Consider the following 16,727-nt stretch of genomic DNA (forward strand, 5'->3'; position numbering starts at 1 on the left):
TCGCCAGACGTTTCCCTCGCTTCGTACAAATACGGCTGACGCCTTTTCCGGGCCGGCGATGGAATCATCGGCGGGCGAATGCGCTTGCGTTGCCGGCAGGCATGGCCGCGCGAATGCGTCGCGACAGAACGATAACTGCATTTTCCCGAGGAAGAATCGATGCGCGAATTTCGACATGCCGTGCTCAGCCTGCTGGCGGTGGCGGTACTGGCCGCCTGCGGCGGCTCCGACGATGGCAATGGCACGCCCGCGGGCATGGCGCCGGCCAGCCCCGATCCTTCGGCTCCCGCCGCGCCGAAGACGGTGGCGGTGGCCGGCGTCCTGGTACAGCCGCAGGACAGCGCCGCGCGCGGCATCATGATCGTGCGCCAGGCGGGCACGGCGCTGCGCAAGCCCGCCAGCGTGGCCTGCCCCGAGGTGCCCGATGGCTACGACCCGCTCGCCGCGCTCGCCGTGCACTTCAGCAGCGCCGACGGCACGGTGGTCGTCACCCTGACCACCGATGCCTGCGGGGCCTTCTCGGGCGACGTGCCCGACACCGCGGTGCAGGCGCATGCCCAGCCCGGCAGCCTGGGCGCGATCAGCCGTCCGCTGTCGTCCTTCATCGTCGGCGCGGGCGCCGGCAAGCCGCCGGTGTCGGCGCTGCCGGCCAACGCCACCTACGTGCTCAGCGTGGTCCAGGACCTCGGCGGCGGCAAGGTCGCGCTGACCGTGACCGACGACAAGACCGGCAAGGCCGTATTGGGCCTGGCCGCCGCGGATTTCGGCTTTGCCGTGGCCGGCACGGCGTTGCCGCTGGGCGCGCTGTCCTACGGCGCCAGCGCCGCGCAGAATGCCAGCGTGGCGATGGTGATGGATGCCAGCGGCTCGATGTTCGGCGCGGTCGGCACGACCGGCAAGAGCGCGCTGCGGATCGCCGGCGCGGCCGGCCACGTGCTGCTCGACGGCCTGCGCAGCGGCGCCGACGAGGCCGGCGTGGTGATCTTCGACAGCAAGGTGGAGAAGATCGACGATGCCAACCTGGCGCGCAACTACAACTGGTATCGCGGCGGCGCGGCGGTGGCCGCTTACCGCTTCAGCGCCAGCGGGCTGACGCAGGACATCGCCGCGCTGCGCCCGGTGGTGGACCTGTACAACGACGATTCGCAGATCTACGGCGGCAACGGTCCCGACCCGGTCCACCCGGCCACCGGCGACTGGCAGATCCGCGGCGGCTACCGCTATGGCGGCACCACGGCGTTCTATGCCGCCACGCAGGCCGGCCTCGACCTGCTCGATGCCGGGGTCAACGCGCGCCGCATCGTGGTGGCGATGACGGACGGGCAGAACAATGTCTCGCCGTACTCGCCCGCCAGCGTCATCGGCGCGGCGCAGGCCAAGGGCGTGCCGCTGTACACGGTCGCGTTCGGCAGGCAGGGCGACGTCAACGAGCCCGACATGCAGAAGATGGCGGCCGACACCGGCGGCGAATACAAGCGGGTCGAGGGCACCGACCTGGCCGGCCTGTTCCAGAGCATCCAGACCGGCATCCGCTTCCAGTACCTGGCCAGCCTGGCGACGCCGCCGGTCTCGGGCGACGTCCTGACCATCACGGTCAGGCAGGGCAGCACGCAGATCAGGCGCGACCTGCAGATCCGCTGAGCGCGGCCGCGGGGCTGGCGGGGCGCCGGCGTTGCGCTCTCGCCGGTCTCCGCGTCTTGGTGACGGCAGGGCGGGCGCGCGGCGCTGCCGCCCGCCTTGCGTTCAGCCTTGCAGATGTTCCAGCAGGGCCTGGTCGAACAGCGCGGGCTCCTCCATCTGCGGCGAGTGCGCGCTGCGCTCGAAGTGCCGCACGGTCAGCCGGTGCGCGTCGGCGCGATAGGCGTCCCAGGCCGAGGCCGGCGCGCTCAGGTAGTCGCAGCGCCCGAGCGCGAGCAGGATCGGCGCGCGGACCTCGCGCAGCAGCGCATGCATGTCGAGATCGCGGAAGGTCTCGCCCCACAGCCGGTCGATGACCGGCATGTTCACGCGCACGCCGCGCCACAGCGGCGCGGGGTCGTAGCGCGGGTCGAACCAGCTGCGCGCGCGCATCCGGATGCACAGCGCGATGAAGCCCTGGTCCGGCTGCGCGGCGAGGTCCCGGGCGAGCGCCGCCATCTGTTCCGCGTCGATGCGCTTGCGTTCCGGCGCGACGGTTTCCTGCCAGCGCCGCTCCTGCGCCGCCAGGTGCGCCGGCGAGAAATCCGGGCTGGTCGCCACGGCCACCACGTGGCCGACATGCGCGGGGAAACGGCGCGCGTATTCCAGCGCCAGGTAGCCGTTGCCGGAATGGCCGAGGATGTCCACGCGGGCCAGGCCCAGGTGCAGCCGCATCCGTTCGATGTCGCCGACGACCCGTTCGAGCGCGGCGTCCTGCGCGGCCAGCGGCCGCTCGATGCCGGCGAAGCCGCGGTGGTCGATGAAGGCCAGCCGGCGCCTGCGCCGCAGCGCCTGCGAGAAGGTGCGCGGATGGTAGATGGCGCTGCCGACGACCAGCAGGGGCGGGTCCTCGCCTTCGCCCTCGAGCCGGTAGCGCAGCGCGAAGCCGTCGGACAGCAGGCGGCCGGTCCGGCCGCCGGATGGCGGGTCGTCGCTCATCGGGTTTTCCTCCGCCCACGTGGATGTGCTGCCGCCATTATCGCCGCGCGTGGCCGGTTCAGCCAGGCAGGGCCCCGCCGCGCGCGGGCGCCCGGCGGGGCGGGCGGCCCGCCGCCGGCGCGTGGTGCGGCGCATGGTCGTGGCCGTGCCATTCGACGAAGCACAGCCCGTGTCCGAACGGATCGCACAGCATGGCGCAGCGGCCCTCGGGCAGGTCCTGCGGCCAGTCTTCCAGTTCGGCGCCCGCTGCCAGCGCGCGCTCGATGGCGGCTTCCAGGTCGGCCACGACGAAGTCGAGCCGCGCGGGTGTCCGGCGCGGGCGCCGCATGCCGGGCATGGCGGCGCGGCCCGCGCGCAGGTAGATCGGCGCGCCGCCGCCGCGCATTTCCGCCACCGCGCCGCCGGACAGGGTGCGCGCCAGGCTCAGTCCCAGTCCGCGTCGATAGAAGCCGATGCCGCGCGCGAGGTCGTCGACATCGAGTTGGATCAGCAATTGCATCGCAGTCTCCTGCCCGCGTTGCGGGCGTGATCGGGCCGCGATTGTGCGCCGGCACTCCTGACAGTAACTGTCAGGAGTGTTGCGGGCCGGCGCGCTTGCCGGGGCATGGCGCGGGCAGGCGGCGCCGGGGAAGTTTTGCTGCAGACCTTGACGCGGAACCTTCATAATGTCGGCTAACCATCGACCAGGAGAGGGAAGTTGCGCTTCGAGCACCTTGTGGAGATCAACGATCCACGCAATATCCAGTTGGACACGCTGACGCCGGAACAGCTCTGGCAAGGGCTGGTGCTGCGCTCGGCGGAGCCCGAGCTGTTCGTCCTGGGCCTGGACCGTGCCGAGATCGTGGCGCGGGGTGACGACTTCGTGGTGCGGGTGCTGCATTTCGGCAAGGCCACGATCCGCGACCGCGTGGTGTTCGTGCCGCGCCGCGAGGTGCGCTACGAAACCGCCGCCACCGCCGAGCATGCCGGCGGCACGCTGACGATGGCGATCGAGACGCCGGGCCCGGGCGCGCTGCTGCTGCGCTTCGTCTACGAGACCACCATGCCGGCCATCGACGAGCGCGGCGACGACCGCTACGCCGAGATCGTCAAGTCGGCCTATCACGAGGCCGACATCGACACCGTGCGCAAGATCCGCGAACTGGCCGCCAGCGGGCGCCTGGGGTGAGCGCGCAGCCTTCGCCGCCCGCCCCCGGCGGGCCGACGGACGGCGCGCAGGCCAACGACGCCACGGACACGGCGCCGGGCAGGGCGGGCGGCGGCCCCACGCGGGCATCGCTGCGCGCGCGCTACGGCGAGCAGTTGCGCTGGCTGGTGCTGCTGACGCTGATGCTCGGCACGGTGTCGTCGATCGTCTCCTCCACCATCGTCAACGTGGCCGTGCCGGCGCTGAGCCGGCATTTCGCGCTGGGCCAGGAGCGCGCGCAATGGGTGGCGGCCAGCTTCATGATCGCCATGACGCTGTCGATGCTGCTCACGCCGTGGCTGCTCAACCGCTACGGCCTGCGCCGCACCTTCGTGGGCAGCCTGCTGCTGCTGGGCGCGGGCGGGCTGGTGGGCGGCTTCTCGCCGACCTACGCGGTGATGATCGCCATGCGCGTGGCCGAGGGCATCGCCGCGGGCATCCTGCAGCCGCTGCCCAACATCCTGATCCTGCGCGTGTTCGCCGAGCGCGAGCAGGGCAAGGCGATCGGCCTGTTCGGCTTCGGCGTGGTGCTGGCGCCGGCGGTGGGCCCGAGCGTGGGCGGCTTCCTGGTGGAGGCGTTCGGCTGGCGCTCGATCTTCTTCGTGGTGGTGCCGCTGACGCTGATCGGCCTCTGGATGGCGCGCCGCTTCATGGCGGTGGATTCGGCCATGATGGGCGAGCGCAAGCCGCTCGACTGGCGCGGCCTGGGCCTGGCCGGCATCGCCACCGTGAGCCTGCTCAACGGCGTGGTGCAGATGCGCGAGAGCCTGCCGGCCGGGCTGGCGCTGGCGGGCTTCGGCGTGCTGATGCTGGTGCTGTTCGTGCTGTGGCAGCTGCGCGCGGCGCATCCGCTGATGAACATGCGCCTGTACAGCTACCGCCAGTTCGCCGCCGGCGCGGTGGTGGCCTTCATCTACGGCGCGGGCCTGTTCGGCTCGACCTACCTGCTGCCGGTCTACATGCAGATGGCGCTGGCCTACACGCCGTCGCGCGCGGGGCTGGTGCTGCTGCCGGCCGGGCTGGCGCTGGCCTTCACCATCGCCGCGGCGGGGCGGCTGACCAACCGCATCGCGCCGCACCGGCAGGTCTCGTTCGGGCTGGCGCTGCTGGCGGCATCCTTCCTGCTGATGGCGCTGGGCTCGCAGGCCACGCCGTACCTGCTGCTGGTGGCGTGGGCCATCGTGGGGCGCATCGGGCTGGGCTGCATCCTGCCGTCGCTGACGCTGGGCGCGATGCGCGGGGTGGACTATTCGCTGATCGCGCAGGGCTCGAGCTGCATCAATTTCCTGCGCCAGCTCGGCGGCGCCATCGGCGTGAGCCTGGCCGGCGTGGGCCTGCAGTGGCGGCTCGCGGCGCAGGGCGCGGTGCTGGGGCCGGAGGGCGACGCCGCGGCGCGCATCCGCGCGTTCGACGAGACCTTCCTCGCGGTCGGGCTGGTGATCGCCACCGCCATCCTGGCGGCGTGGCGCATCCGGCCGCGGCCGCTGCCGGCCTAGCGGGCCGGCATGAACGCATGGCGGGCCGGGGCATGCTCCGGCGGCGGGGTTCAGGCGGCCGTGCCGCTGCGCAGTTCCTCGACCAGCGCGACGTACTTTTCCATCGCCTCGTCCTTGCTGGTGCCCTTGATGGCTTCCCAGGCCTCGAACTTGTAGCGGCCGACGAAATCGGTCATGCCGGGCTTGTCGCCGTGGACATCGCCTTCGCTGCCTTGCTTGAACAGCGCGTAGAGGCGCAGCAGGGTCATGTTGCTGGGGCGCTCGGTCAGTTGCTTGACGTCGAGCTGGGCTTGGGCGAAGCGGGCCTGCAGGTCGCTCATGGGGTCTCCTGGGTGCGTTGGGGGAATGGCGGGGCGCGAGGCGGGGCCGGGCGCGGACAGCGCGATGATAGCGCCCGCCGCCGCGCGTTTGGGCGCAAAGAAACCGAGGAAGGCCTCGGTCCGGCCCGCCGCGCCGGCGGCGCGCGGCAGCCGCGCGCGCGCAAGTTCAGCTTTTGAGGTGGCAACGGATACAATCTCGCCATGTCCTGGATTCTTGCTGTCGAAACCTCCACCGAGTGGTGCTCCGTCGCGCTCGGGCGCCTTGCCCGAGGCGGCGCCCTGGAGTGCCTGGTGCGTCATGAACACACCGGCCCGCGCTCGTCCGCGCGGGTGCTGCCGGCCGCCGGCGAGCTGCTGGCCGAGGCCGGCATCGCGCTGGCCGACTGCGCCGCCATCGCCTTCGGCGCCGGGCCCGGCTCCTTCACCGGCCTGCGCACCGCCTGCGGCGTGGCCCAGGGCCTGGCCTTCGGAGCGGGCCTGCCGGTGGTTCCCGTCAATTCGCTGATGGCCTGCGCCGAGCGCGTGCGCCTGGGTGAAGTGGGTGAGGCGAGTGAGGCGGGCGCGCCCGCGTTGCCGCCCGGCGTGCCGGTGCTGGTGGCGCTGGATGCCCGCATGGACGAAGCCTATGCCGGCGCCTTCGCCTGGGACGAGGCCGCGCAGCAATGGCAGCCCGTCACCGCCATGCAGGTGTGCCCGCCCGAGGCGGCGACCTTGCCGCCCGCGCCGTTCTGGCTGGCCGGCAACGCCGCCGCCGTGTTCGGCGAGCGCCTGGCCGCCGCCGCGCTGGCGCAGCACAGCGTGCCCGGCGCGCTGCCCGCCGCGCCCGCGCTGGTGTCGATCGCGCTGCGCGCGCTGGCGCGCAACGAGACTGTCGCGCCGGAGGACGCCATGCCGATCTACCTGCGCGACAAGGTCGCCCAGACCATTGCCGAGCGCCAGGCCATCGCCGCGCAGCGCGCCGCGCTGGCCGCCACCGGAGAACGGCCATGAGCGCGCGCCGCAGCATGCCGCTTGCCGCCGAGGCCGGCGCGCCGCCGGCGCCGCCGTCCGCCGGCTGGCCGGAAGTGCCGGTCATGCCGGTGCTGGGCGCGGGCTGGGCGATCGGGCGCATGAGCGCGCTCGACGTCGAGGCCGTGGCCGGCATCGAGGCGCGCGCCTACAGCCATCCGTGGACGCGCGGCAATTTCGAGAATTCGGTCAAGGCCGGCCACCTCGGCATGACGCTGCGCGACCCGGCCGGCGCGCTGGCCGCCTACGCCGTGCTGATGCCGGTGGTGGACGAGATGCACCTGCTCAACATCACCGTGGACCCGGCGCGCCAGCGCACCGGCCTGGGCCGGCTGATGCTGGCCGCCGCGCTGGCCACCGCGCACGCGCATCACCTGCACACCATGCTGCTGGAAGTGCGGCCGTCCAACACCGGCGCGATCGAACTCTACCGCCAGGCGGGCTTCGCCGAGATCGGCCGGCGCAAGGGCTATTACCCGGCGGCCGGCCAGACCCGCGAGGACGCCCTGGTGCTGCGCCGCGCGTGGCCGCCCGCGGAGGGCCAGGCATGAACCGGCGCGCGCGTTTTCTCGAAGTGCTGGGCGTGAGCGAGGAGTGGGTGCCGCGCCACGCGCCGGCATTGCCGCAGGACCGGACGGCGGAGCCGGATGTCGCCGCGGATCTCGCCGTGAATCTCGCCGCGGACGTTGCCGCCGAGCCGGTTGCCGCCGCCGTTGCCGCGCCGCCCGAAGCGCCGGCCGTCGCCGCCGGGGATGCGGCAATGGCGCCGCCGTCCGTGCGCGACCGGGCCGGGCCGGAAGCCGCGCCGCGGCCGCCGGCGGAAATTCGCCCGGAGATTCGCCCAGAAATTCGTCCGGAGGCGCGGACAGAACCGCGAACGGAAGCGCCGCCCGCGCTCGCGCTGGCCCCCGCGCAGCCCGCCATGCCGGCGTCCGCCGGCTCGCGCGAGGCGGTCATCGCCGGCCTCGACTGGGCCGGGCTGGAGGCGCGCGTCTCGGGCTGCACCGACTGCGGCCTGTGCGACCGCCGCACCCAGACCGTGTTCGGCGTCGGCGACCGCCAGGCCGAATGGATGCTGGTGGGCGAGGCGCCCGGCGAGAACGAGGACAAGCAGGGCGAGCCCTTCGTCGGCGTGGCCGGCAAGCTGCTCGACAACATGCTGGCCGCGGTCGGCCTGGCGCGCGGGCGCAATATCTTCATCGCCAACGTGCTGAAATGCCGTCCGCCCGGCAACCGCAACCCGGAGCCGGACGAGGTCGCGCAGTGCGAGCCCTACCTGCGCCGCCAGATCGCGCTGGTGCAGCCCAGGCTGATCGTGGTGCTGGGCCGCTTCGCCGCGCAGTCGCTGCTGCGCACCACCACGCCGATCGGCAAGCTGCGCGGCAGCGTGCACAGCTACGAAGGCATCCCGGTGGTGGTGACCTATCACCCGGCCTACCTGCTGCGCACGCTGTCGGACAAGGCGCGCGCGTGGGAGGACCTTTGCCTGGCCCGCGAGGTGCATGCCCGTGCGGGAGCCAAGGCCTGACGCCGCCCTGGGCCCCGGCGGCGCCATCGAGGTGGCGCCGCTGTGGCGTCATGCCGCTTCGCAGCGCCTGCGCGAACTGGCCTGGTGCTCGCTGTCGCCGCCCCTGCTGGCGTTCCTGCCGGCGGTAGCGGCTGCGGGAGGGGTCGTAGAAGAGGCCGCAGAAAGGGCCGCAGAAAGGGCGGGCGGCGCGGTTCCCGCCGGCATGTCCGCCAGTCCTGGCGGCGTTACCCATCCCGCCATCGACGGTGCTCTCAACGGCACCACCAACGGCACCACCAACGGCATCGCCCCGGGGCTGGCGCGCTGGCCCGACGGCGGGCTGGCGGGCTGGCAGCGCTGGCTGCTGTCGGCCGATCCCGGCGCGCTGCCGCCCACCATCGCCGAACTGGCGGCGGGCCGCGAGCATCCGCGCCCGCACGGCGCCGCGCACGCGCCCAGCCTGCGGCTGGGGCGCCACGCCGAGCGCCTGCTCCAGTTCACGCTGGAACATACTCCCGGGCTGGAACTGCTGGCGGCCAACCTGCCGGTGCGGCGCGCCGGCGCGCATGGCGTCCAGACGCTGGGCGAGCTCGACTTCGTCTGGCGCGACGCCGGCAGCGGCGCCATCGTGCACTGGGAGATGGCGGCCAAGTTCTACCTGCTGGTCGATCCCGTCCCCGAGGCGCAGCGCGGCGATGCCGCGCCGCCCCGGCTGCATCATTTCGTCGGCCCCAACCTGGTGGACCGCCTGGGCGACAAGCTCGGCCATCTCGTGCACCGCCAGCTGGCGCTGTCGCACATGCCCGAGGCGTTCGCGCTGCTGGGGCGCAAGGTGGACCGCAGCGAGGTCTACCTGCTCGGCTGGTTGTTCTACCGCAATGGCCGCGTCCCGGCCGGCGTGCGCGACCTCGGCATCGCGCCGGACCATCTGCACGGCTGGTGGGACACGCTGCCGGAGTGGGCGGACTGGGCCGCCACGCGCGCGGGTTCGCGCTGGTTCCGCCTGCCGCGCTCGGCGTGGATGGCGCCGGCCCTGGTGCCGTGGGCGCAGACCGAGCCGCTGGCCACCGTGCGCGACGCGCTGGCGCTGCGCTTCGCGGAAACCCGGCACGACAAGAGCTGGCGGCGCGAGGCGCCCGTCATGCTGTGCGAGCTGGAGCCCGCCGGGCCGCTCGCGCCCGGTCTCTGGCGCGAGCGCACGCGCGGCTTCGTGGTGCCGCCCGGCTGGGAAGAGCGGGCGCGGCAGCGCGTGGCCCGGGCGGCCGAATAGCACTGCCGCGCGCCGCCGCGCGCTGCCCGAAGCCCGGGCATATTCTCCTCCGATAATCTCCGTTGCCGCGAATGGCGGGCGGGCCATCGCGCGCGCTTTTTCCGGCATTCCCGCACCGCTTCATTTTCCCGTTTTCCATCGCCGCCGGTATTGAAAATACGTCCGTCCGTGAATGGTGGAAATGGCATTTCCGGCTGGTCCTAGTCCGTGCGGATCCGGAGGCGAATTTGTCCGATGCTCCGGGTCGGACGGCGCCTTTCGCGGGGTTTTGCACCGTCGTTCGCGTGTTTCGCCAGTTTGTTGACCAAAAATTGCTGAAATGTGTCTTCTTTGTTTCTAAGTCACCGTGAATGTGCGGATTCGTGAATATGGATTGCCGTCATTAAAGTGATCTTGGTAACTCTTTTTGTGCGGAAAAATTGGCGATTAGTACAAGTCCTATAAATCCGTTACCAATCTTGGTACTGGTCAAATTAACAGCCAAGGACCGGAAAATTAGAATTCAGTCACTGGCCCGGGAAACAGGTCAGGCACCGGAGAAAATGAAGATTTCGCATTTTACGGTGCATTTTCACCAACCTCAACCAACTGGAAAACGCCATGACCAAGAACATTATCCGCACCCTGCTCGCCACCGCCGCCCTGGCCGCTGTCGCCACCGGCGCGCAAGCCTCCGACGGCACCATCAACTTCGAAGGCGAAGTGATTGCCCAGACCTGCAAGATCAGCGTCAACGGCACGGAAACGCCGGCGGCCGCCACCGTGGTGCTGCCCTCCGTCGCCGCCGCCACGCTGAGCTCCACCGACGCCCTGTCCGGCCTGACGCGCTTCGTGGTCGGCCTGAAGGAATGCAGCGGTCCCGCCACCACGGCATCGGCGTTCTTCGAAGCCGGCCCCGGCGTAGACCTCGACCGCGGCACGCTGGCGAACCTCACCACCGGCGAAGACGCTGCCAAGAACGTCGAACTGGCTCTCCTGGATCCCACCAGCGGCCAGCCGATCAAGGTCGGCTCCAACCAGGACAGCTCCACCAAGTACGAACTGTCCGCCGGCGCGGCCGAGCTGCCGTACATCGTCGCCTACCGCGCGATGAGCGACGAAGTCCAGCCGGGCGCCGTGACCGGCCAGGTGACCTACTCGATCGACTACAAGTAATCGCCCGCCGCCATGCCGGCAGCCTGCCCGTAAGGGCTGCCGGAAGGCGAGTCACCAGCAAGAAGGGGAAGCAACGGAAGGGTCCGGCCGGGATCGACAGAAACCGGCCGGGATCCACCGGATACGGGAAACCAACAAGGCAACCAGGGGAACCATCATGGGACAACGAACACGCAAGCTGGCCGCCGCGGCACTCGCCGCCGCCATGCTGGGCTCGGCGGCAAGCGCATGGGCCGGCGTGGTCATTTCCGGCACGCGCGTCATCTATCCGGCGCAGGCCAAGCAGGTCACGGTCAAAGTGACCAACGACGGCAAAGTGCCGGCGCTGCTGCAAAGCTGGGTCGACGATGGCAATGCCCGTGCCGACGCCAACACCGCCAGCATGCCGTTCACGCTGCTGCCGCCGATCGCGCGCATCGACCCCGGCAAGGGACAGTCGCTGCGCCTGGTCTATACGCAGGAGCCGTTGCCGCAGGACCGCGAATCGGTCTACTGGCTCAATGTGCTCGAAGTCCCGCCCAAGCTCCAGAGCGATGCACCCGCCAACGTGCTGCAGATGGCGTTCCGCTCGCGCCTCAAGATTTTCTTCCGCCCCAGCGGCTTGCCCGGCGACGCCAACAGCGCGCCCGCCAGGCTGACCTGGGCCATCCAGCCGGCCGCCGGCAGTGCCGGCGGCTATGTGGCCAAGGCAAGCAATCCCACGCCTTACCACGTCAGCATCGCCAGCGCGGCGGTCGAGACCGGCGGCAAGCGCTATCAGGCCAAGGCCGAGATGGTGCCGCCGCTCGGCAGCATCGAGCTGCCGGTCGAAGGCCTGTCCCGGCCGGCCGGCGATGCACAGGTGGTCTTCACCACCGTCAACGACTACGGCGCCGTCACCGACAACAAGGCTGGCGCCGTCGCCAGGTAGGCGCGCGCGGCCCCAGCGCCGCGCCCTCCGCACCTTCTTCCAGTCACCCGGGTTCTCGCGGCAGGCCGCATGTTCGCCGCCGTGGGGGCCACATTGCCCAACGGCCTGCAAAACCATGCGCCCCGACATCTCGAACCGCACCAGGAACACCCTCTCCACGCAACGCACGCCGCTGTGCCTGGCGTTGCTGGTCCTGTTCGGCATGGGCGGCGCATGGGCGGCGCCCATGCCCGCGAACGCCGCGGCAGCCGCGCCGATGACGGTGGCCAGCGTCGAGTTCAACGACGACTTCCTCGTGCGGCAGGGCGGGCACAAGGCCGACCTGTCGCGCTATCAGCATGGCAACCCGGTGCTGCCCGGCGAATACCGCGCGGAACTTACCGTGAACGGTCAGCTGCTGGGCTATACCGACGTGCAGGTCAAGGCCGGCGGCGAGCCGGGCGGCGCCAGGGTCTGCATCACGCTGGCGCAGCTCGACCAGTTCGGCGTGGACATGTCCAAGGTCGACGCCGGCGTGGTCGCGGCGCTGGCGGCGCCGGGCGCGTGCCTGACACTGCCTGAGATCGTGCCGCACGCCACCGCCACGCTGGACCCGGGCCAGTTGCGCCTCGAGGTCAGCATTCCGCAGGACATGGCGCGGCGCACGCCGCGCGGCTATGTGAACCCGGCGCTGTGGGACAGCGGCGTGACCGCCGGCTTCCTCGGCTACGGCCTCAACGTCTACCGCAGCGAGTCGGGCGGCCACGCCGCCACGTCCGGCTTCCTCTCGCTCAACGCCGGCTTCAACCTCGGCGAATGGTATTTCCGCCATAACGGCTCGCTCAGCACGCAGGCCGGCGCCGGCAGCAAGTACCAGAACGTCAACACCTACGTGCAGAAGGACCTGACCGCGCTCCAGAGCCGGCTCGTGCTGGGCGGCGCGAACACCTCGGGCGAGCTGTTCGACACGCTGCCGTTCCTCGGCGCGCAGGTCGCCAGCGACGACCGCATGCTACCCGACTCGCAGCGCGGCTACGCGCCGGTGGTGCGCGGCGTGGCCGACACCAACGCGCGCGTGACGATCCGCCAGAACGGCGTGGTGATCTACGACACGCCGGTCGCGCCCGGCCCGTTCGCCATCGACGACCTCTACCCGAGCGGCTACGGCGGCGACCTGCAAGTCACCGTGACCGAGGCCGACGGGCGCGAGCGCACCTTCACCGTGCCCTACGCCGCCGTGCCGATGCTGCTGCGCCCCGGCATGACGCGCTTCAGCGTCACCGCCGGCGTGCTCAACGACACCACGCTGTCGGCGCGGCCCAAGCTGCTGCAGGCCACCGTGCAGCGCGGGCTGACCAACAGCCTGACCGGCTACGCCGGCGTGCAGGCGAGCAACCGCTACGCGGCGGTGCTGGCCGGCGCCGCGTTCGACACCGGCTTCGGCGCGGTGTCGATGGACGTCACCGGCGCCTACGCCAGGATCGGCGGGCAGACCTTCGCCGGCACCAGCACGCGGCTGGCCTACAGCAAGCTGTTCCAGCAGACCGGCAGCAACCTGTCGGTGGCCACCTATCGCTTCTCGTCGGACCGCTATGTCGATTTCGCCGGCGCCGCGCGCATGGAGGAGGCGGCCCGCAACGGCCAGGACATCAGCGCCATGCACCGCCCCAAGAGCCGCGCCACGGTGAGCCTGAGCCAGCCGCTGCCGCGCGGCTGGGGCCAGGTCTTCGCCAGCGCGCTGGCGCAGGACTACTGGAACGGCAAGCCGCACGACGTGCAGTACCAGCTTGGCTACAGCAACCGCATCGGCCCGGTGAACTATTCGGTCACCGCCACGCGCGTGCGCGGCGCCAACGGCACCGTCGACAACCAGTTCATGCTCAACCTGACGCTGCCGCTCGGCCGCGCAAGCCGCGCGCCGCAGCTCGCGTTCAGCCTCGGCCACGAAACCGGCGGCGGCACCAGCGCGCAGACCACGGTCAGCGGCGTGGCGGGCGCGGACAACCAGTTCAGCTACGGCGTGACGGCCGCGCGCAGCGCCGCGGGCCAGGTCTCGGGCGCGCTCAACGGCCAGTACCGCACGCCCTACACCTCGATCCAGGCCGCCTACGGCCAGGGCTCGGGCTACCGCAATGCGTCGGTCGGCCTGAGCGGCTCGGTGGTGGCGCATCCGGGCGGCGTGAGTTTCTCGCCGTACACGGGCGACACCTTCGCCGTGGTGGAAGCCCCGGCCGCGGCCGGGGCCAGGATCGACAGCTATCCGGGCCTGGTGCTCGACGGGCGCGGCTACGGCGTGGTGCCCTACCTGATGCCGTACCGGCAGAACCAGGTCTCGCTCGATCCGGCCAACATCCCCGACGACATCGAGCTCAAGGTCACCAGCCAGCAGGTGGCGCCGCGCGCGGGCGCGGTGGTGATGCTGCGCTACGCCACCGAGTCGGGACAGGCCGCGCTGATCGACGCCGCGCTGGCGGATGGCACGCCGGTGCCGTTCGGCGCCGAAGTCACCGACGGCGACGGCAACAACGCCGGGCTGGTCGGGCAGGGCGGGCGCATCTACGTGCGCCTCAAGGAAGGCGGCGGCGCGCTCACCGCGCGCTGGGGCGACGGCGCCGGCCAGCAGTGCGAGATCGAGCCCGCCGCGGATGCGCAGGGCAGCAGCCCGCTGCTGCGCCTCAAGCGCGTCTGCACGGTCGGCTGAACGGACAACGGCGGCGGCGATGGGGCCGCGCCATACAGGAAGGAACAAGAACATGAAGCCATATCTCCGCAATCTCGTTGGGCTGCTGATCGGCCTGGGCGCGGTTGGCGCCGCCAACGCGGCGTCCGACTGCTATGTGGCGGACGGTTCGCCCAACCCGCCGATCCTGAGCGTGCCGCTGGCCGCCGGCGCGTTGACCATCGGCCGCGACGTGCCCGACGGCACCGTCATCTACAGCCAGACCGTGTCGGCGCAGGCGGTGGGCATCGACTGCAAGAACTACGCGGTCAGAACGGTCAGGAATGCCCTCGATCTGACCACCAGCCAGCCAGCCGCCGCCTGGAACCAGGGGCCTTTCGCCGGCAAGGTGTACGAAACGGGACTGCCTGGCATCGGCGTGGCCATTCGCGACGTCCGTGCCGGTCAGTTCTATCCGGGCCTGGACGAGATCAACTGCCTGGGCTATTGCGTCTACCAGGTCGGGCCGCCATACGTCGAGGTCTCGCTGATCAAGATCGGCAAGGTTTCCGCCAGCGGCCCGGTCGCCGGGGCATCGCTGCCGCGCGTGAGTTCGAAGTGGCGCAAGGGCTCCGGCTTCGATTACCTCGCGGCATTCGAGATTGCCTTCACCGGCAGCCTGAGCATCGTGTCGCAGACCTGCACCACGCCCGACGTCAGGGTTCCCATGGGTGTCCACAATCCCGGCGACTTCTCCGGCGTCGGCAGCGGCACGCGGTGGGAAACATTCGACATCCGGTTGCTGAACTGCCCGGCGTTTCATGGCGCCACGGCGAGTGTGTCCTACGACAACGGCGCGCTGGGCGACGTGAGCGGCACCGCCAACCAGCTCGGTTTCCTGCTGACACCGGCCACCGAGGTGGTGGACGCGGCCAAGGGGATCGTCGCGCTGAGCGCGGGCAGCGAGGCCAACCCCGCGGCGGGCGGCGTCGGGCTGCAGATCGCCTCGCCCGATGGTGCGCCGGTGGCGTACCACAGCGTGATGCCGAGCGGCATCGTGCCCGCCGCGGTGGACGGCGGCAGCTACACCATTGCGCTGCGGGCGCGTTACGTGCAGACCGGCGAAGTCATCACGCCGGGGCAGGCCAACACCTCGGTGATGTTCACGATCGACTACCGGTAGGAAGAAGGAGAGAGGCGCGCGGCGGGGTCAGTGGTGCTTGTCCTCGCCGATCATCGCCAGCGAGTCGAAGTTGCGCACGTTGTAGCGGTGCTGGCGCATCACCAGGGTCATGGTGACGCAGACGAAGATGCCGAACGCCACGATGACGATGCCGATGGGCACGTTGAGCTTGATCAGCAGCGCGTACAGGCACAGCATCAGCAGCACCGAGACGTTCTCGTTGAAGTTCTGTACCGCGATCGAGTGGCCGGCGGACAGCAGCACGTGGCCGCGGTGCTGCAGCAGGGCGTTCATCGGCACCACGAAGTAGCCCGACATGCCGCCCACCACCATCAGGAACAGGTAGGCGATGGCCATGTACAGCGGCATGTGCATGCCGAGGACGTCGAACGAGACATCGGGCAGGCTGTTCTTGGTGTAGAAGGCCATCAGCATCACCACCACGCCCATTGCCACGCCGAACGGCAGCACCGACAGCGATTTGCGCAGCGGAATGCGCATCGCGGCCAGGATCGCGCCGACCGCCACGCCCACCGCCACCACCGCCTGCAGCAGCGCGCCCTGAGACAGGTTCAGCTCCAGCGACTTCTCGGCCCACTTCAGCACGATGAACTGCAGCGTGGCGCCCGCGCCCCAGAACAGCGTGGTCACAGCCAGCGAGATCTGGCCCAGCTTGTCGCGCCACAAGGCGGTGAAGCAGTCGGCGAACTCGGCGATCAGCTTGATCGGATTCTTTTCCTGCTGCGGATAGCGCGCGCCGGTCTCGGGGATGAACAGGTTGAAGATGGCGGCGACCACGTAGAACAGCATGATGACCACCATCGCCGCCTCGGCCGGGGTGTGGATGCCGGTGTCCACGAAGGGCATGTCGAAGCCGAGCAGCACCTTGGAGATGTGCACCGAGATCAGCGCGCCGCCCACCACGGTGCCGAGGATGATCGAGCCGACCGTGAGGCCCTCGATCCATCCGTTGGCCGCCACCAGCCGCTCCGGCGGCAGCAGCTCGGTGAGAATGCCGTACTTGGCGGGCGAGTAGGCGGCCGCGCCGAAGCCCACGATGCCGTAGGCGAGCAGCGGGTGCAGCCCGAACATCATGATGGCGCAGCCGGCGATCTTGATGGTGTTGGTGATGAACATCACCTTGCCTTTCGGCATGGAGTCGGCGAAGGCGCCCACGAAGGCGGCCAGCACCACGTAGGACAGCACGAAGAACAGCTTGAGCAGCGGCGTCATCCACTGCGGGGAATGCAGCTCGGTAAGAAGGGCGATGGCGGCAATCAGCAGCGCGTTGTCGGCCAGCGAGGAGAAGAACTGCGCCGCCATGATGGTATAAAAACCCTTCTTCATACTGTGGACTCTGTCTCCATCGCAATTGCTGTGCAAGTCGGTCACGGTCGCGGTCACGACCGCGTTGCCGGCGGCGCCGGAGGCCGTCGGG

Annotated in this window: 15 protein-coding genes; 11 read left to right on the forward strand and 4 right to left on the reverse strand. The window is 70.7% G+C overall.

What is annotated here, in order from left to right; genetic code table 11:
* Window positions 1-159: 159 nt before the first annotated feature.
* Window positions 160-1,641: a vWA domain-containing protein gene (locus AC3WXD_RS30430; protein ID WP_492325327.1), complete on the forward strand. Its 1,482-nt coding sequence runs from the start codon at window positions 160-162 to the stop codon at window positions 1,639-1,641.
* Between the two features lie 102 nt (window positions 1,642-1,743).
* Here AC3WXD_RS30430 and AC3WXD_RS30435 read toward each other — a convergent pair whose 3' ends face one another.
* The gene (locus tag AC3WXD_RS30435) at window positions 1,744-2,616 is read right to left on the reverse strand and encodes an alpha/beta fold hydrolase (protein WP_454731696.1); all 873 of its coding nucleotides are present in this window, start codon (window positions 2,614-2,616) and stop codon (window positions 1,744-1,746) included.
* Window positions 2,617-2,674: 58 nt separating this feature from the next.
* Entirely contained in the window at window positions 2,675-3,115 is a 441-nt protein-coding gene (locus tag AC3WXD_RS30440) for a VOC family protein (protein ID WP_059412861.1), read from the reverse strand.
* Window positions 3,116-3,313: 198 nt separating this feature from the next.
* Between AC3WXD_RS30440 and AC3WXD_RS30445 the strand changes: the two genes are divergently transcribed.
* Complete coding sequence (locus tag AC3WXD_RS30445) at window positions 3,314-3,784, forward strand: SRPBCC family protein (protein ID WP_020202733.1); 471 nt, start codon at window positions 3,314-3,316, stop codon at window positions 3,782-3,784.
* Window positions 3,785-3,894: 110 nt separating this feature from the next.
* The gene (locus tag AC3WXD_RS30450) at window positions 3,895-5,298 is read left to right on the forward strand and encodes a DHA2 family efflux MFS transporter permease subunit (protein WP_029043544.1); all 1,404 of its coding nucleotides are present in this window, start codon (window positions 3,895-3,897) and stop codon (window positions 5,296-5,298) included.
* Window positions 5,299-5,348: 50 nt separating this feature from the next.
* On the opposite strand, the gene AC3WXD_RS30455 is transcribed toward AC3WXD_RS30450, so the two are convergent.
* Window positions 5,349-5,618, reverse strand: coding sequence for an acyl-CoA-binding protein (locus tag AC3WXD_RS30455; RefSeq protein WP_059412860.1), 270 nt, complete (start codon window positions 5,616-5,618; stop codon window positions 5,349-5,351).
* Between the two features lie 201 nt (window positions 5,619-5,819).
* Here AC3WXD_RS30455 and tsaB point away from each other — a divergent pair, with 201 nt between their 5' ends.
* The 8 genes from tsaB (at window position 5,820) to AC3WXD_RS30495 (ending at window position 15,289) form a co-directional block, all read left to right on the forward strand.
* Entirely contained in the window at window positions 5,820-6,608 is a 789-nt protein-coding gene (gene tsaB, locus AC3WXD_RS30460) for a tRNA (adenosine(37)-N6)-threonylcarbamoyltransferase complex dimerization subunit type 1 TsaB (RefSeq protein WP_492325328.1), read from the forward strand.
* Between the two features lie 14 nt (window positions 6,609-6,622).
* Entirely contained in the window at window positions 6,623-7,177 is a 555-nt protein-coding gene (gene rimI, locus AC3WXD_RS30465; RefSeq protein ID WP_155888047.1) for a ribosomal protein S18-alanine N-acetyltransferase, read from the forward strand.
* Window positions 7,174-8,154 carry a uracil-DNA glycosylase gene (locus AC3WXD_RS30470; RefSeq protein WP_492325329.1) on the forward strand — a complete coding sequence of 327 codons (981 nt, stop codon included), beginning with the start codon at window positions 7,174-7,176 and terminating at the stop codon, window positions 8,152-8,154. Before rimI ends, AC3WXD_RS30470 begins: the two co-directional genes overlap by 4 nt.
* Window positions 8,135-9,403, forward strand: coding sequence for a DUF1853 family protein (locus AC3WXD_RS30475; protein WP_492325330.1), 1,269 nt, complete (start codon window positions 8,135-8,137; stop codon window positions 9,401-9,403). Before AC3WXD_RS30470 ends, AC3WXD_RS30475 begins: the two co-directional genes overlap by 20 nt.
* Before the next feature lie 600 nt (window positions 9,404-10,003).
* The gene (locus tag AC3WXD_RS30480; RefSeq protein ID WP_059412856.1) at window positions 10,004-10,558 is read left to right on the forward strand and encodes a fimbrial protein; all 555 of its coding nucleotides are present in this window, start codon (window positions 10,004-10,006) and stop codon (window positions 10,556-10,558) included.
* Window positions 10,559-10,715: 157 nt separating this feature from the next.
* Window positions 10,716-11,468 carry a fimbria/pilus periplasmic chaperone gene (locus AC3WXD_RS30485; RefSeq protein WP_492325331.1) on the forward strand — a complete coding sequence of 251 codons (753 nt, stop codon included), beginning with the start codon at window positions 10,716-10,718 and terminating at the stop codon, window positions 11,466-11,468.
* Window positions 11,469-11,583: 115 nt separating this feature from the next.
* The gene (locus AC3WXD_RS30490; RefSeq protein ID WP_492325332.1) at window positions 11,584-14,148 is read left to right on the forward strand and encodes a fimbria/pilus outer membrane usher protein; all 2,565 of its coding nucleotides are present in this window, start codon (window positions 11,584-11,586) and stop codon (window positions 14,146-14,148) included.
* Window positions 14,149-14,200: 52 nt separating this feature from the next.
* Window positions 14,201-15,289 carry a fimbrial protein gene (locus tag AC3WXD_RS30495; RefSeq protein ID WP_492325333.1) on the forward strand — a complete coding sequence of 363 codons (1,089 nt, stop codon included), beginning with the start codon at window positions 14,201-14,203 and terminating at the stop codon, window positions 15,287-15,289.
* 27 nt (window positions 15,290-15,316) lie between these two features.
* On the opposite strand, the gene lplT is transcribed toward AC3WXD_RS30495, so the two are convergent.
* Entirely contained in the window at window positions 15,317-16,636 is a 1,320-nt protein-coding gene (gene lplT, locus AC3WXD_RS30500) for a lysophospholipid transporter LplT (protein WP_020202744.1), read from the reverse strand.
* Between the last annotated feature and the right edge of the window lie 91 nt (window positions 16,637-16,727).

The sequence above is a fragment of the Cupriavidus sp. FW216-B1 genome (assembly GCF_058789195.1).

Excerpts from the sequence above, each read along its gene's own strand:
- AC3WXD_RS30430 (WP_492325327.1), top strand. The coding sequence starts at position 160 with ATGCGCGAATTTCGACATGCCGTGCTCAGCCTGCTGGCGGTGGCGGTA.
- AC3WXD_RS30435 (WP_454731696.1), bottom strand. The coding sequence starts at position 2,616 with ATGAGCGACGACCCGCCATCCGGCGGCCGGACCGGCCGCCTGCTGTCC.
- AC3WXD_RS30440 (WP_059412861.1), bottom strand. The coding sequence starts at position 3,115 with ATGCAATTGCTGATCCAACTCGATGTCGACGACCTCGCGCGCGGCATC.
- AC3WXD_RS30455 (WP_059412860.1), bottom strand. The coding sequence starts at position 5,618 with ATGAGCGACCTGCAGGCCCGCTTCGCCCAAGCCCAGCTCGACGTCAAG.
- tsaB (WP_492325328.1), top strand. The coding sequence starts at position 5,820 with ATGTCCTGGATTCTTGCTGTCGAAACCTCCACCGAGTGGTGCTCCGTC.
- rimI (WP_155888047.1), top strand. The coding sequence starts at position 6,623 with ATGCCGCTTGCCGCCGAGGCCGGCGCGCCGCCGGCGCCGCCGTCCGCC.
- AC3WXD_RS30470 (WP_492325329.1), top strand. The coding sequence starts at position 7,174 with ATGAACCGGCGCGCGCGTTTTCTCGAAGTGCTGGGCGTGAGCGAGGAG.
- AC3WXD_RS30480 (WP_059412856.1), top strand. The coding sequence starts at position 10,004 with ATGACCAAGAACATTATCCGCACCCTGCTCGCCACCGCCGCCCTGGCC.
- AC3WXD_RS30485 (WP_492325331.1), top strand. The coding sequence starts at position 10,716 with ATGGGACAACGAACACGCAAGCTGGCCGCCGCGGCACTCGCCGCCGCC.
- AC3WXD_RS30490 (WP_492325332.1), top strand. The coding sequence starts at position 11,584 with ATGCGCCCCGACATCTCGAACCGCACCAGGAACACCCTCTCCACGCAA.
- AC3WXD_RS30495 (WP_492325333.1), top strand. The coding sequence starts at position 14,201 with ATGAAGCCATATCTCCGCAATCTCGTTGGGCTGCTGATCGGCCTGGGC.
- lplT (WP_020202744.1), bottom strand. The coding sequence starts at position 16,636 with ATGAAGAAGGGTTTTTATACCATCATGGCGGCGCAGTTCTTCTCCTCG.